Origin of the sequence: Paenibacillus favisporus (genome assembly GCF_040545415.1) — a bacterium.
Lineage (GTDB): Bacteria > Bacillota > Bacilli > Paenibacillales > Paenibacillaceae > Paenibacillus_AQ > Paenibacillus_AQ favisporus.
Genome location: NZ_JBEPLV010000010.1, coordinates 22943 through 36994 on the forward strand (window position 1 = coordinate 22943; position 14052 = coordinate 36994).

15 protein-coding genes are annotated in these 14052 nt (G+C 53.9%); 8 read left to right on the plus strand and 7 right to left on the minus strand.

Annotated elements, in window-relative coordinates; genetic code table 11:
* Positions 1 to 290: 290 nt before the first annotated feature.
* From ABID47_RS32075 to ABID47_RS32085, 3 genes are all read left to right on the plus strand, one after another.
* Positions 291 to 548 (plus strand): GlsB/YeaQ/YmgE family stress response membrane protein, encoded by a 258-nt coding sequence (locus ABID47_RS32075; protein WP_076176073.1) that lies wholly within the window; start codon positions 291 to 293, stop codon positions 546 to 548.
* Between the two features lie 38 nt (positions 549 to 586).
* On the plus strand, positions 587 to 1027 hold the full coding sequence (locus ABID47_RS32080) for a YtxH domain-containing protein (protein ID WP_354503146.1): 441 nt from the start codon (positions 587 to 589) through the stop codon (positions 1025 to 1027).
* Between the two features lie 102 nt (positions 1028 to 1129).
* Positions 1130 to 1456 carry a DUF5665 domain-containing protein gene (locus ABID47_RS32085; RefSeq protein WP_116234417.1) on the plus strand — a complete coding sequence of 109 codons (327 nt, stop codon included), beginning with the start codon at positions 1130 to 1132 and terminating at the stop codon, positions 1454 to 1456.
* A 104-nt stretch (positions 1457 to 1560) separates the two neighbouring features.
* Here ABID47_RS32085 and ABID47_RS32090 read toward each other — a convergent pair whose 3' ends face one another.
* Positions 1561 to 2730, minus strand: coding sequence for a Gfo/Idh/MocA family protein (locus ABID47_RS32090; protein ID WP_354503147.1), 1170 nt, complete (start codon positions 2728 to 2730; stop codon positions 1561 to 1563).
* Complete coding sequence (locus ABID47_RS32095; protein WP_354503149.1) at positions 2727 to 5132, minus strand: DUF4091 domain-containing protein; 2406 nt, start codon at positions 5130 to 5132, stop codon at positions 2727 to 2729. Before ABID47_RS32095 ends, ABID47_RS32090 begins: the two co-directional genes overlap by 4 nt.
* A gap of 410 nt (positions 5133 to 5542) precedes the next feature.
* On the opposite strand from ABID47_RS32095, the gene ABID47_RS32100 reads away from it, so the two are divergent.
* From ABID47_RS32100 to ABID47_RS32115, 4 genes are all read left to right on the plus strand, one after another.
* A complete protein-coding gene (locus tag ABID47_RS32100; protein WP_354503152.1) occupies positions 5543 to 6436 on the plus strand; it encodes an ABC transporter permease in 894 nt (297 codons plus the stop codon).
* Between the two features lie 12 nt (positions 6437 to 6448).
* Positions 6449 to 7339 carry a carbohydrate ABC transporter permease gene (locus tag ABID47_RS32105; protein ID WP_212971464.1) on the plus strand — a complete coding sequence of 297 codons (891 nt, stop codon included), beginning with the start codon at positions 6449 to 6451 and terminating at the stop codon, positions 7337 to 7339.
* Between the two features lie 47 nt (positions 7340 to 7386).
* Positions 7387 to 9003, plus strand: coding sequence for a type 2 periplasmic-binding domain-containing protein (locus ABID47_RS32110; protein WP_354503154.1), 1617 nt, complete (start codon positions 7387 to 7389; stop codon positions 9001 to 9003).
* Positions 9004 to 9108: 105 nt separating this feature from the next.
* Positions 9109 to 10104 (plus strand): LacI family DNA-binding transcriptional regulator, encoded by a 996-nt coding sequence (locus ABID47_RS32115; RefSeq protein WP_354503156.1) that lies wholly within the window; start codon positions 9109 to 9111, stop codon positions 10102 to 10104.
* Positions 10105 to 10291: 187 nt separating this feature from the next.
* On the opposite strand, the gene ABID47_RS32120 is transcribed toward ABID47_RS32115, so the two are convergent.
* A complete protein-coding gene (locus ABID47_RS32120; RefSeq protein ID WP_145029849.1) occupies positions 10292 to 10633 on the minus strand; it encodes a winged helix-turn-helix transcriptional regulator in 342 nt (113 codons plus the stop codon).
* A 149-nt stretch (positions 10634 to 10782) separates the two neighbouring features.
* Here ABID47_RS32120 and ABID47_RS32125 point away from each other — a divergent pair, with 149 nt between their 5' ends.
* Complete coding sequence (locus ABID47_RS32125) at positions 10783 to 11136, plus strand: DoxX family protein (protein WP_354503158.1); 354 nt, start codon at positions 10783 to 10785, stop codon at positions 11134 to 11136.
* A 134-nt stretch (positions 11137 to 11270) separates the two neighbouring features.
* Here the strand turns inward: ABID47_RS32125 and ABID47_RS32130 are convergent, their stop codons facing one another.
* From ABID47_RS32130 to ABID47_RS32145, 4 genes are all read right to left on the minus strand, one after another.
* Positions 11271 to 12239, minus strand: a complete 969-nt coding sequence (locus ABID47_RS32130; protein ID WP_116234410.1) for a magnesium transporter CorA family protein — start codon at positions 12237 to 12239, stop codon at positions 11271 to 11273.
* Between the two features lie 131 nt (positions 12240 to 12370).
* On the minus strand, positions 12371 to 13141 hold the full coding sequence (locus ABID47_RS32135) for a sigma-70 family RNA polymerase sigma factor (RefSeq protein ID WP_076176089.1): 771 nt from the start codon (positions 13139 to 13141) through the stop codon (positions 12371 to 12373).
* Positions 13138 to 13590: an anti-sigma B factor RsbW gene (gene rsbW / locus ABID47_RS32140; protein WP_076176092.1), complete on the minus strand. Its 453-nt coding sequence runs from the start codon at positions 13588 to 13590 to the stop codon at positions 13138 to 13140. The genes ABID47_RS32135 and rsbW overlap by 4 nt, the downstream gene beginning before the upstream one ends.
* Before the next feature lie 18 nt (positions 13591 to 13608).
* Positions 13609 to 13947 (minus strand): STAS domain-containing protein, encoded by a 339-nt coding sequence (locus ABID47_RS32145; RefSeq protein ID WP_116234409.1) that lies wholly within the window; start codon positions 13945 to 13947, stop codon positions 13609 to 13611.
* Positions 13948 to 14052: the final 105 nt, after the last annotated feature.

Below are 14052 nucleotides of genomic sequence, written 5' to 3' on the forward strand. Positions count from 1 at the left end.
TACAACTTATTCACAGCATAATAAAGTTGATTGTCTCTGCAGGCTTATATCCGGTTTAAAAAAGATGTGCACTCCACGATATTTGTAAAGCCACTTAAATGGCCAATTCATTAATAATATCCCATGTATTCGAAATCATTCCCCATATTTCGCTGATTATCTTCCTTTTTCACATCTGTTGTTTCACACCATTTCTCACCGTTTATATACGAAGTAAGATCGACGCGTTGACACCATGTCACAGCATTTAGAGAGTTCTATCAAACCTTATAAAAAAGGAGGCGATCGTCATGTGGGGTATTATCATCAGTATCGTCATGGCCATCATTATCGGGATTATCGGTGATGCCATCGCAGGACACAACATGCCGGGAGGCGTGATCGGCGCCATGATCGCTGGCTTTGTTGGCGCATGGGTTGGAGCTTGGCTGTTCGGCGACTGGGGTCCTGTCATCGGTAACTTCGCCGTAATTCCGGCGATTCTCGGGACGGCGATCTTCGTCTTTATCCTTGGCTTGATCAGCCGCTTGTTCTCGCGTACCACCTAAATTGATATACACCAATAATAATTTAAGGAGTGATTGGTATGAATAAAGCAGAGACGGAATATCCGGTTCAAAGTGGAAGCAACTTCTTAAAGGGCGTATTTATCGGAGGTTTGCTGGGGGCGGCAGCGGCGCTGCTGTTTGCGCCGAAGACCGGACGCGAGCTGCGCGGGGATCTCTCCGACAAGCTGAGCGTCGTTACCGACAAGACGAAGGAAGTGGCCTCCGTCGTGACGGAAAAGGCAACGGATCTGGCCAAGACGGTATCGTCCAAGACGACCGATCTCGCCAAATCCGTCAACGAAAGCAAAAATACGATTATGGAAAGCGTCAAGCAGGCTTCGGCCGACGTGGCGGATGACATGAAGAGCACATCCGGCGACGTTGCAGACGATGTCAAAAGCGCTTCGAAGGATGTCATGGACAAATCAGCCGATGCATCCAGCGATATCCGCCGGGAGCTTAATAAGACTTCTCACTAAGCTGCCGATTCACCCGATAGCCAGCTGACCAGCTGGCTATTTTTGTGCACAGGTCCGTGATCATTAAAGCCGGAATACCGGCTGAAGAAGGAAGGGATTCTGATGAGCAAAGCCAATCCTTATGACGTGGATGAACATCCTTTTGAGCTAAGGCACGAAGTAAAGAGGCTGAACAACCGCCTTGACCAGATTGCCGATTCCCTGGAGCGGTCCGAGCTTCAAGATATGATCGAAAACTATACGAACACCAAGAAGCGGCTGATCACCAACTTTACGGCCGGCTTGTCCCGCGGACTTGGCCTGTCTCTTGGAACCTTTGTGGTGCTTGGCCTGCTCGGATACGTCTTAAGCTTGTTTGTCGATATGCCGGTGATCGGCCAATACATCGCCAACCTGCAGGATTACATCAGCCAATACAAATCGCAGTAACGGATCGTTTCATGATACTTTACGGGATAAGAAGAACGTCAGTCGACGATTCATTGAAAAAGAAACGGATGGTTCCGGGGAATCCCGGGCCATCCGTTTTGGCGTTATGAAGGTGCCGGTTCTCCGTTCAACGCGAGGGTGACCGGTTCGATTTCCAGAAAGGCGCTCGTCTCAGCCGACTCCCTCGCCTTCAGGCAGATCAGGGCGCTCCGCAGACCGGCTTCGAGATCCGGGCCCGCCGCAGCCTGGCCTGCTAACCTTTCGACGAAGTGGCCGGCCAGCGCGGCGTCCCCGCCAAAATGGCGGCCATTTGCCTCAAGCTGGTATGTCTCGACCTGTGGCGTATGATGCAGATCGACCCGAACCGTCTGCGTGTAAAAATCAAACTCGAGCGTCCCTTTGTAGCCCAGCAGCCGGGCGCCGCGCCTTGCCGCACCCCGGCGGGCGAAGAAGTTCTGCGAATAGCTCACGTGCATACCGCTATCGTACATGAGCATGGCGCTTCCCGAATCCTCGTTGCCCGTGTCCCGGGCGAAACAGCAGTAATCCTGAATCCCGAAGCCGGAATCATCGGCAGTTACTCTTTCGGCACAGTCCGCCTCCTCGCACGCGGAGCAGCGCAGACCGGCCGGCTTGTCGCCCCGGAATACCCTCTTAGAGGTCATGGCCCCGATTCGGACAGGAGTCCCGCCGATGATATGGTGAATATAGTCAAAATCATGCGTAGCCTTCTGCAGAAACAAACCGCCCGTTTCCTGCTCGTCACGGTACCAGTCGTGGAAATAGACCCCTCCGTAGGGGACGTTGTTCACCGCCTGAACATGCTCCACCGTGCCGATTTTGCCCGAATCGACGATTTCCTTCACCAGCTGAACGATCCCCGACATCCGGAGCGGGAACGAGACGACGACCGGCGACGCGGATTGGCGGGCAGCCTCGTAGAGCCTGGTCCAGTCGGCCATTTGGGTGGCCACGGGCTTTTCAAGAAAAAGCGGAATGCCTCGGGCGAGCACCTTGACGGCCATTTCCGCATGCAGGCTGCAGCGAGTGCCGATCAGGACCGCATCCAGCTGTTCCCTCTCCAGCATGTCGTCAGCCTGCGCGTAAAACCGCGGGTCCCACTTGGCGGCAGCAAGCGGTCCCATTCGGTGCCTCACCTGAACTGGATCGACGTCGGTCACGGCGGCAACGTGCAGTCCCGGGACGAACGCTTCCATTTCGCGGATCATCAAGCTGATCCGAAACCCGTAGCCGATCACGCCGAGCCGCATCATCCAGCTCCTTGTTCCGAACCAGGAACCATCGCGCCACCTGGAGATTTCGAGGTGAGCCGGAAGCTGTCAAAGTACAGCCTAAACGGCTGCTCCAGCTGGAACATCCACAGCTCGATGCCTTTCATCTGCTTCAAATCCAGCCGCACTTCCCGCAGCGGCACGGTGATCGTCCGCGTCTGTCCCGCCGGCACCGAGACGAAGTGTGTATCATCCGAGCTGCCGTTCGTCTGATGAAATTTCACATAAAAGACTGCGGTCCGGTCAGGATTCGGATTCCGGACGTCAAACTGCAACGCGCCATAGGAAGACCAGTCGGCGGAGGCAAACCCGGTTCCCGCGCCAAACAGGCGGATGTTCGGGAACTTTACGCCCGAGGCAAAATCGGCCTGCAGCCCTTGACTGCCGCTGGTCGAGAAGGCATCTGTCAGGTGAAGCATTACGCCCGTCTTGGTCCAACGGGACACATCGGCTTCCGAATCCGCCTCGTTCAGCGGAGCCGCGTACGGATTGCTCTCAGCTACCTGCAGTTTGCGTACGGAAGTCTTCGTCTCTCCATCCTTCGTTACCGCTATCTCTACCTCGTGCATCCCCGGCTCAAGCGTTAAAGTCCGCTCAAATTTGTCGTAGCCTGCGCCGGTATCGGATGCCTCCAGGGGCTCCCCGTCAATCTGCACCTGCGCTCCCTTGGCCGTATAAACGGAGAACGTCCGGCTCAATTCGTCCGGCTTGCGGACCGTGACCAGCGGGACACCCTGGGGATTCTCTGTGAGCTGCGCAATGAGGCCCGCCACTTCGTTACGTACTTCCAGCAGTCGCTCCGGCTCCTCCGGATAATCCCGCATATTCGTGTACAGCTCGTCGAAAAACGGCTGAAGCACGTCACGCGCAGCGAATTCGTCTCCCAGGCCCAAGGATGCAGCCGTTTGCTTCACAAGCTGCTCCAGCCGCCACAAATATTCGTAATCCTCCGCGCCTTCGCGGAGATTCTCCAGCCGCAGCGTCGGTACCGGTCCGTCGATGCCCAGATCATAACCGGGATAGAACAAATAACCGTCGCCATTCGCTCCAGGAAAGGCGATCGGATCGGTCCATACGTCCCGGGGGACGTACTTCTGGCCGTTCCATTTCTGAAAAATGGTCGTCGACCAGTACAGCGTGCCTTCCACGCCATAATCCTTCTGCTCCCAGGACAGCAGCCGGCTGCCCAGCAGATCGTCGTCGGTATGGTAGGTCGGAAACGGATCCTTCGGCACGACGCTCGTATACCACCATACATGGTCCCCGCTTGCCTGGAGCTGATGCGCAAAACTCTCGTCGTATTTATTGACGAGCGCCACCCACGAATGAACGCTGCCCGTCAGCTCATCGACCGGCTGCGTCGTGTTAAAGCTGCGCACGTCCGGTGCCGCCTCCCTCAGCTGCTCGGCAATGCTGACGACCTGAGGATACCTCGCCGGTCCCGGTTCATCCACCATGCTCGGGTAGAAGTAGGCTTTGTCCAGCAGCCCCTTGGACCGGAGCAGGTCGACCAAGGCTTTGATTTTCGGCACATCTATCGATCCGTCGGTTTTGGTATATACCGGCAGTCGGTAGGCGGATACCTTCGGATTCTTAATATAAGGCTCGGCTCTCCGGACGAATTCTTCCACGTCGCCGGTCGGCACCGGGAGGTAGCTCGGGGTCAGCCTCTCCTCGACCGATGCCCAGTAATACTTATCCAGCAGACTCCAATAAGCTTCCCCTTCGACTCCTCCGTGCGCAGCGGCAACCTGGTCCCCCCATAGGGTAAACGCTGTTTCCGCATGGCTTTCATCGGTCAGCTCGAAGTCCCATACCGTAAACGAGATCGGGATCCGCACCGGGTTTCCCGTCTCGTGCAGCGTGATCTCCCCCGTGTAGCTTCCGGCGGGCAGCCCTTTCGGCACATGCACTTTAACGTAAATCCCCTGATTTCGTCCGGCTTCAACCTGCAGCGTCCCGTTCAGAGGGACAAGCGCATCGGGGTACCAGCCGGCAGGATACGCGCCGGTCGTCGGCTTCGTGACTTGTATGTAATGCTCTGTGAACAGCTCGATCTGATCCTTGCTGATCTTAGCGCTGCCCCCCTCCTGTTTCAGCTCGCTGATGCTGACCTGAAGACGGCTGAGCGCGTGATCCCCGGCGTGAACGATCACCTGTCCGCCTTCGTATTCGTTACGCGCTGCCGCCATCTGAAGTACAGGTGCCGCTTGCTGCGGCACCTGATCGTCCCGGAGAATTTTATCCATGTTCGTCGGAACGTACACCGCAAACGACGGAGAGCTCTCAGCTCGCGCAGCCGCCGGGCTCCACCAGCCTGTACCCAGCTGCATCCCGGCCAGCAGCATAGCGGCGGATACCGCCATCATCCTTTTCCCCTTCATCCAAACAGCCTCCTTAAGCAATAATGATGATCCTTCCTTGGGCAGGCCTATCATCTCCGAGTCAGCCGGATAACAAGGTCCCGCAACCTCTAACATTCATAACGTGTTATGTAAACTCCAGCTGGTTTTGATAGCAGTATTTTTTACAAATACACCTCCTGTCTATGTTTTTCTTCCCAATACCTTTGAACATAAAAAGTAACGAACGTTATTTTTCCTGATTATGGCAGGTAGAATATAACATGATAAATACCTGGGGTCAATCTTTTTGAAACTCTTTATTCAGACTGTAATTTCTATGTTAAATTCCAAAAAAACGCTTGACTTTTAAGTCCCGTACCCTAAAAATGTGGAATTAAAAACAGGCTCATTTTTATAACGCGTTATTAAATTGGTTTGGAGGCGCCGCTATGAGAGTGTTCAGGAAATACTGGGATTTGTATCTGCTCATCCTTCCCGTCTTGGTGTATGTGCTCGTCTTCCACTACTATCCGATGTTCGGCCTGCAGATCGCCTTCAAAAATTTTGTCGCCGTCAAAGGCATTTGGGGCAGTCCATGGACCGGACTCGACCACTTCCAGCGCTTCTTCGACAGTTATTACTTCTGGCGCCTCATCCGCAATACGCTGGGCATCAGCTTGTATGAGCTGGCCGTCGGTTTTCCGGCCCCTCTGCTCCTCGCGCTGATGATTCACGAAGTCCGTCACCGCTTTTTCCGCAAATTTGTCCAAACCGTCACCTATGCGCCGCATTTCCTGTCCATGGTCGTTCTGGTCGGTATGGTCCTCATGTTTCTGTCGCCGCAAAAGGGCGTCGTCAATCATCTGATAACCTGGTTCGGCGGCGAGCCGATCTCCTTCCTGACCGAACCCGAATGGTTCAAGACGGTGTATGTACTCTCAGGTGTCTGGCAGTCTGCAGGCTGGGGTTCCATCATCTATCTGGCCGCGCTCGCTGGCATTGATCCGGGCCTTCATGAAGCCGCTATCATTGACGGAGCCAGCCGCCTGCGCCGGATTTGGCATATTAACCTCCCCGGAATCATGCCAACCGTCGTGATCCTGCTGATCCTAAACCTCGGGAGCCTGATGGGGGTCGGCTTTGAGAAGGTCTATCTGATGCAAAACAGTCTGAACAAAGAAAGCTCCGACGTCATTGCCACCTATGTCTATCAAAGCGGCATTCTCGGTTCCCAATACAGCTTCTCGGCCGCAGTCGGATTATTCAATTCGGTGGTGAACTTTATTCTGCTGGTGATCGTCAACGCCGCCGCGCGCAGGCTGAACGAAACCAGCCTTTGGTGAGGAGGGATTCCCGTGGATCATCCAACGATCGGCGACCGCATTTCGGGGGCATTTATTTATGCCGCCTTGGCCGTCATTCTGGTCCTTGTGCTTTATCCGCTCATTTATGTGCTGAGCGCATCGGTCAGTGAGCCTTCCGCCGTGATCGAGGGCCGAATGTGGCTGTTTCCCGTCGACTTGACGTTTACCGGGTACAACAAAATTTTCCACAACGAAGAAGTGCTGATCGGCTACCGCAATACGATTCTCTACACTGTGGTCGGGACGGCCATCAACCTGTTCATGACGACCGCCGCGGCCTACCCGCTGTCCCGGAAGGACTTTGCAGGACGCGGTGTCATTACTGCCATCCTCGTGTTCACCATGTTCTTCAGCGGCGGCCTCATCCCTACATACCTGCTCATCAAAAGCCTTCATATGATCAACACCATCTGGGCGCTCATTCTGCCGGGTGCCGTGTCGGTCTATAACATCATTATCATGCGCACCTTCTTTCAGATGAGCATCCCGCCGGAACTTCAGGAAGCAGCGGCGATCGACGGCTGCGGCAATCTGCAGACACTGTGGCGGATCGTCCTTCCGCTGTCGATGCCCATTCTTGCGGTCATGGTGCTCTTTTACAGCGTTGGACACTGGAACTCTTATTTCAATGCCCTCATTTATCTGTCCGAGCGCAGCAAATTTCCGCTTCAGCTGTTTCTCCGCGAAATCCTCGTCAAGGGGGAAGTCGACAACATGGTTCAGGGCGGAGCGGCCATGATCGGCCAGGACCAGCAGATTCTGGATGCCGAGATTATTAAATACGCCATGGTGGTTGTCGCTAATGTCCCCATTTTTCTGCTGTATCCGTTCCTGCAAAAGTACTTCGTCAAAGGCATTATGATCGGCGCGATTAAGGGCTAATCCGCTCTTGTCGATAAATTTGATGTGTCCAGGGAGGTCTTATCCGTATGAAATGGAAAAAAGGCGCACAGCTGCTGACTACGGTTTTAATGGTGACCGGGATCCTCGCAGGCTGCAGCGGGGGTTCTGGAAGCGGGCAGGCGGAGGAAAAGCCCGGCGGTGAAAACAGCGGCAAATCATCCGTTAGCGCAACCGGGTTTCCTATCGTGCAGCAGCCGATTACGCTGAACTTCTTTGCCGGGCAAGCGGCCAGTGCGCCCCCGGACTGGAACAAGGTCGAGATTTGGAAGGAATATGCAGCGAAGACGAACGTCAACGTCAACTGGCAGCTTACGCCCGTGGACAGCCTGACCGAAAAACGCAACCTGCTGCTGGCGGGCGGGGACCTGCCCGACGCCTTCCATACCGCGAGGTTTACCAGCGTCGATCTGGCCAACTACGGTGCCCAGGGGCTCCTGATCCCGCTGAACGACCTGATTGACCAATACGCCCCTAACTTTAAGGCGCTGATGGAAAAGCATCCGGAAATCAAGAAAGGACTGACGATGCCCGACGGCAACATCTACTCCCTCCCCACCTTCTATGATCCCGATTTCAAATCCGTCGTCATCGGCTCGGAGCTGTGGATCAACAAAAAGTTCCTTAGCGCACTCGGAATGAAAGAGCCGACCACGACTGAGGAGTTCTATCAGTATCTGAAGGCTGTGAAGACAGGCGACCCAAACGGTAACGGCAAGAACGACGAAATTCCGTACGCAGCCAGCGGAGTCGGAGGACTGTTCGATCAGCTGAAGGGCTCTTGGGGTCTCGGCAATCGTGGGAACACCCACCCCCGCGTAGATATGGACCCGGATACCGGCAAGCTGAGATTTATTCCGGCGGATCCGAAGTACAAGGAGCTTCTGCAGTATGTGAACCGGCTGTATAAGGAGAACCTGTTCATTCCTGAAATTCTGACGATCAAAGGCAATGAGGTGCTCGCCAAAGGCAAGGACGGTCTGTACGGCTCCTTTATGTACACCAATGCCGATACGTTCGGCGACCATAAAGACGATTATACGGGCGCAAACGCCTTGACCGGTCCCGGTGGGGAGCGGCTGTTCTCCCGGGCGCGCTCCCCGCTCGTGGATGCCGGCGCCTTCGCCATCACCAGCAGCAACAAGTACCCGGAAGCGACGATGCGGTGGGCGGATTACTTCTACAGCGAGGAAGGCAGCACGATGTTCTTCATGGGCATCAAGGACAAGAGCTATATCGTCAAACCGGACGGCTCCGTGGACTACACCGACGAATACAAGGCCGATCCGGAATTCGGGAAAAAGTACGTCACCTGGGCCGGCGGATATTATCCGGCGATGCTGACAGCCAAGACGTTTAAGGGCGGCGAGAGCTCGCCGGCGAACCTGGAGGCTGCGAAAAAAATCGAGCCTTACTATCCCGAAGAGGTATGGCCTCCATTCACCTACACCCAGGATGAAGTGGCCCGCTTCACCTCGCTTGAAACCGACATCAGTGCCTATGTCGAAGAAATGACGACCAAATTCGTGACAGGGGATGCCCCGTTCTCCGAATGGGACAATTACGTGGCCACGCTCAAAAAAATGGGGCTGGATGAATACATGGACATCTATAACCAAGCTTACGAACGGTACAAGAAGGAATAGGCAGCTTTTTTCAACGGAAATCGACCTATGCTATAATACAGCAAAGAACAGCCCGCAAGGCAGCCCATGTCTCGCCGCCACGGTTACAAGGAGAGTGTAATACGCATGTCCGTTACAAAAAAAGAAATTGCCGAGTACCTCGGCGTGTCCCGCTCCGCGGTTTCCCTCGTTCTCAATAACGCGCCGGGCAGTACGATTTCGGAAAAGACGCGCCAAAGGATCCTTCAGGCCGCCAGGGAACTCGGGTACGACGGGGCGGATGTCACGCCGAAGCTGTGCTTTATTTTGTACGGACGCGCCCCCGACGACCCCAGGTACATGTACGACCTCGCGACGATTGAGCAGGCGGCAAGCCGCCACCATTTCTCGCTGCTGTTTATGAACGTGCAGGCGGATGCTGAGGGGCTCGAAAAGATGCGCAAGGCGGTTCTGAGCAAGGAAGCGGAGGGCTACTTCGTGACAGGCGATCTGGACGATAAAGTGATCGACCTGATTATCGAAGCCAAGGTACCCTATCTTTTCTACGGGGGCATCCCCCGTGAAGGCACGAACAGCATCGTGATGGATCATGAAAAAGGGGCTTACGAGGCCGTGAAGTATCTGCTGTCGTTCGGGCACCAACGGATCGCCTTCTTCAGCGGGAATTTGAACATTCCCATTCATCAGAAAAACCTGAACGGCTACTACCGCGCGCTGGAGGAAGCCGGGATTCCACTGGACAAATCGCTGGTCCAGGCCAGCAGCGGTGAAGACGGCTACGAGCTGTGCGCCCGGATGAATGTGCTCGATATCGGCTATACGGCGGTATTTTCCGTCAATACGGTTATTCAGTTCGGTGCCTTGCAGTGGCTGAAGGAGCATGGCGTGCAGGTTCCCGGCGAGGTCAGCCTCGTCGGATACGGCTTCTCAGAGCTGGCGAAGCTGAGCAAGCCGCCGCTGACCACCTTTTACGTCGCCCCTGCGAGCCGCGAGCTGGCGGTTAACCGGATGATCGAAATGATCCGCAGGAAGGATCTGGAGCCCCAAGTGACCTATTTAACCGAGATGGAGTGCTTTCCCGGAGAGACGGTTGCCGCGAACACGGCGAACACGAAGTTTTAAGCAATGACAAGCGTAAGGTCGGGACTGGTGTTCCGCCCATCGAAGTAGACAGCTATAGGAATAAACCAGGCAGCCTTAGTACGGTACTCCACCGGACTAAGGCTGTTTCATTTTAGGCGCTTCCTGTTTTCGTTCTATTCGTTGTGAAAGGCTCCCTTGAACGATGCCGCATGCAGAAAATGCCCCGTCACTCTGCCCGCTCTTCCCCATAAAGCTCCTGCAGGTGAGCAATGTGATTGACCCCCCAGTCATTCATCGCCTGCAGCAATGGCGTCATGCGTTGGCCGTAGTCAGTAATGGAATATTCGACCCTTGGCGGGATCTCCTTATAGACCTCACGATGCACGATATCGTGATACTCCAGTTCCCTTAACTGTTGGGTCAGCATTTTCTTCGTGATGTCCGGGATCGATTTCTGAAGCTCGCTGAACCGCATCGTTCCATGGTTCAACAGACGGAGCAAAATCACGGGCTTCCATTTCCCGATCAGGATATCCAGCGCCGTTTCAAACTTACAGTAAGTATTCACGCACATCCTCCTATCCCTTGATTGGCTTAAGGTATATTTTTCGATACTACGTTTATTTAAAGTGCCTACTTCCATCATCCCACCCTTACTCCCTATTATATATCCATGGTTAAAGACGAAACAGAGCCAGGATAAGGAGCAGTGAAGACATGAACGTTGTACTTTGGATTGTGCAAGGAATCTTGGCAGCCGGATTCCTATATTCCGGTTGGATGAAGGCGTTTCGGCATGAACAAGCGCGAACGGCCTGGCCGTGGGTTGGAGACGTACCTAAACCGCTCGTTTGGGGGATCGGCTTGATGGAACTGGCCGGGGTTCTCGGGGTGATTTTGCCTTTGGCCACGGGGATCGCACCAATATTAACACCGATCGCCGCACTCAGCCTGGCCGTGACTGTACTGCTCGGCGCCGCTTTCCATGTGAGTCGGAAGGAATATAAAGAGATTGGCATCAATATCGTGTTTCTGGTGCTGGCGATCGTAGTCGTTATCGGCCGTTGGTAGCGTCGTTAAATGAACAATCCCCTCCAAGCATACGGCTGTGCGCTAATTCAGCCTTTGTTTGCTTGCAGGGGATCTATCCGTCGTGCGGGATTAACCGATTAACTCGGGTCCTGTTCTTGATATTCGGCGGGATGCTAGATCTTCGATTTTTTGGATTTGACCTTGAGCAAATCGCCGGTCCATCCCTTCCGGTGCATCCAAAGGTACATGATGGTGGTGCTGAGGAACGTAATCAGCATGATCCCGACGAATCCCCATGGCACCTTGATGCCTGGCAGGTTCTCGAAGTTCATCCCCCAAATTGCACCTACTACCGTTGCCGGCGTAAAGATCGCCGTCAGGATCGTCAGCGTCTTCATGATTTCGTTGCCGCGGAACGCCGAAATGGCATCATCGATGGATATCAGTGTATCAATCTCATCTTCGTAATGGCGGAACGCCCGGTCCATCCGCTCGATCCGGTGCAGCAGCTGCATGAACGGCCGGCTGTTCTCCAGCTTGTCCAAATACCCCTCTCTGGCAGCCGCGATCAGCTCCTGAAACGGCGTAAACAAATTGCTCCAATACAGCAAAGCAAATCGCGAGTTTAGGATTTTGTCCATCAAGTACCGCTGGTTATCCATCTCCATCGCATGCTCCAGCTTGCGGAGGTTCGCTTCGAAATGATCCAGCCCGAGATGAAAATAGTGCAGAATCGTCCGGGCCAGCACGAACATGCCGTCCACCGCGCTGTGGCATTGGTGCAGCATGGCCGTACGTTCTTCGGTAGCCATGATTTCGCGGGTATTCTGATCGAGGTTGATCGTAATCAGCTTGTCGCGCTGGACGTAAAAGTGAACCCGGTCCACGTGACCGCTGTCCTCCACTTCCGCTTTGACCGAGTAGGGCAGCGTGCCGAACATAACGGCATCCACGCCGTTGGGAAACCGGACGGACATATAGTTCTGTGCGATGTTCGGGATGACTTCCAGCCATTCCTCGATCAAAGGGCACGCTTCCTGCAGCTGCCTGAAGTCTTCCGATGACCAGTCCTCCACCACCAGATCATGCCATGTCCAGTGGCCTGCAAAAGATAATATATTGCTTGAAACCTCAGCCGCCATATGACCCACCTCCTCTATCTCACCATCCATATCTCTGTTCACCAAAAAGGACACGCCGTATATTCTCAAGGGAGAACTGGCGTGTCCTTACGAACTTCCGGTTGACTCGTTACCTAACATAAGCTTGTCCGTCATTGGTATGAATTAGACATGATTTCTTTCAGCTTTTCTGTTGCACGCTTCTGAATCCGCGATACGCTCATCTGGGAAACCCCCAGCTTCTGGGCGATTGAGCGCTGGGATTCACCGTCCTGGAAGGCAAGCAGCAGCACTTTCTGCTCCTGTTCCTTCAGCTGGCTCATCGCCTGCTGGAGGTCCATCCGTTTTTCCACCGAATCATAGTCGTTGACGTCCGAACTGATCAGTTCACCGAGCGTTGCACCCGTTTCTTCCTGGGACAGCGGAGAGTCCAATGAAACATAGTGGTAGCATTCGCGTCCGGCGAGGACCTCTACCGTTTCTTCCACCGACAGATCCAGGAATTCGGCGATTTCGCGGACGTCCGGCGAACGCTCCAGCTTGACGGTTAACTCATCAATAGCCTGCTGGACGAGTGCGCCCTTCTCTTTGATCCTTCTTGGAACCTGGATATACCAGGACTTATCCCGTAAAAAGTTTTTCATATGCCCGATCATGCTCTTCATGGCATACGGTTCAAACGGAATGCCCAAGCTGATGTCGTACTGCTGGAGCAGCCGGATCAGAGCCATCTGGCCGACCTGGTACAAGTCCTCGTAGAGGTCCGGGCGGTTACGGGCGATTTTACCCGCGGCCATCTTGACCATCGGTTCATATTTTTGGATAAGCACGGTGGCGATATCGTTGTCTTTCGTCTGCTGGTATTCCCAGATCAGACCGACCGCCTCGCTCATGGACTCGGGGGGAGTCACCTTATCATTCATACTTTCTCCTCACTTCTCATGAGCCGTTTGGTCATAACCACCTGGGTGCCGCGTCCGGCCTCATTATCTACCATCACATCGTCCATGAGCGCCTCCATCAAGTAGAAGCCGAGTCCCCCGATTTCCACATCATGAAGGTCTTTGTCATGCAATGTCACGGTGTTTTCGGTACGGTTCATCCGGTCAAAGCTCTCCCCGTCGTCCTTGACCTTGATGGACAATTGGTCATTGCCGATTTCGAACGTTACTTCCACCATGCCGCCTTCCTGACCATAAGCATACAAAACGGAGTTGTTACAAGCTTCCGATACGGCTACCTTCATATCTTCAATGTCCTCATAAGAAAAGCCCATCTTCGATGCGATTCCATACAAGTTCAATCTTACGATATCTACAAAATCAGCATTGGCCGGTAATGTTATTACGACTTTTTGAACTTCAGCATTCATACTGTCTTCGATCCTTTCCTATTGGGAATTCCTACTCGCGGCAAAAAACTTCGCAATACCCGTCATGTCAAACAGCCTTTGGATTTGGGAAGGAACCTCTTCCACAACAAAACGGGCATCCATCCCATGTCTGGCCTTCAATATGGACAATAGAATGCCGATCCCTGTGCTATCGATATATTTCAGATCCTTCAAGTTAATCACTAGATCGATTTCGGAATCCCCAACAAGCGGTTCCATGACAAGCCTGAAGTCAGGCGCCACCGATAAATCCAGTTCCCCGCTCAGGTAGACCGTGCAGGAACCTTCACGGCGTTCTGTCGTTGCATTGAATTTTTCGTTCTTATTCGTATTCATAGACATTCTCTCCCGAATTTTTTGTTTTTCTTGTATAAGAACAGTTAACCCTAAATTCCCCCGTTTGAATCAGCTTGTACGCAAGCTTATGCCTGGCAATATTTG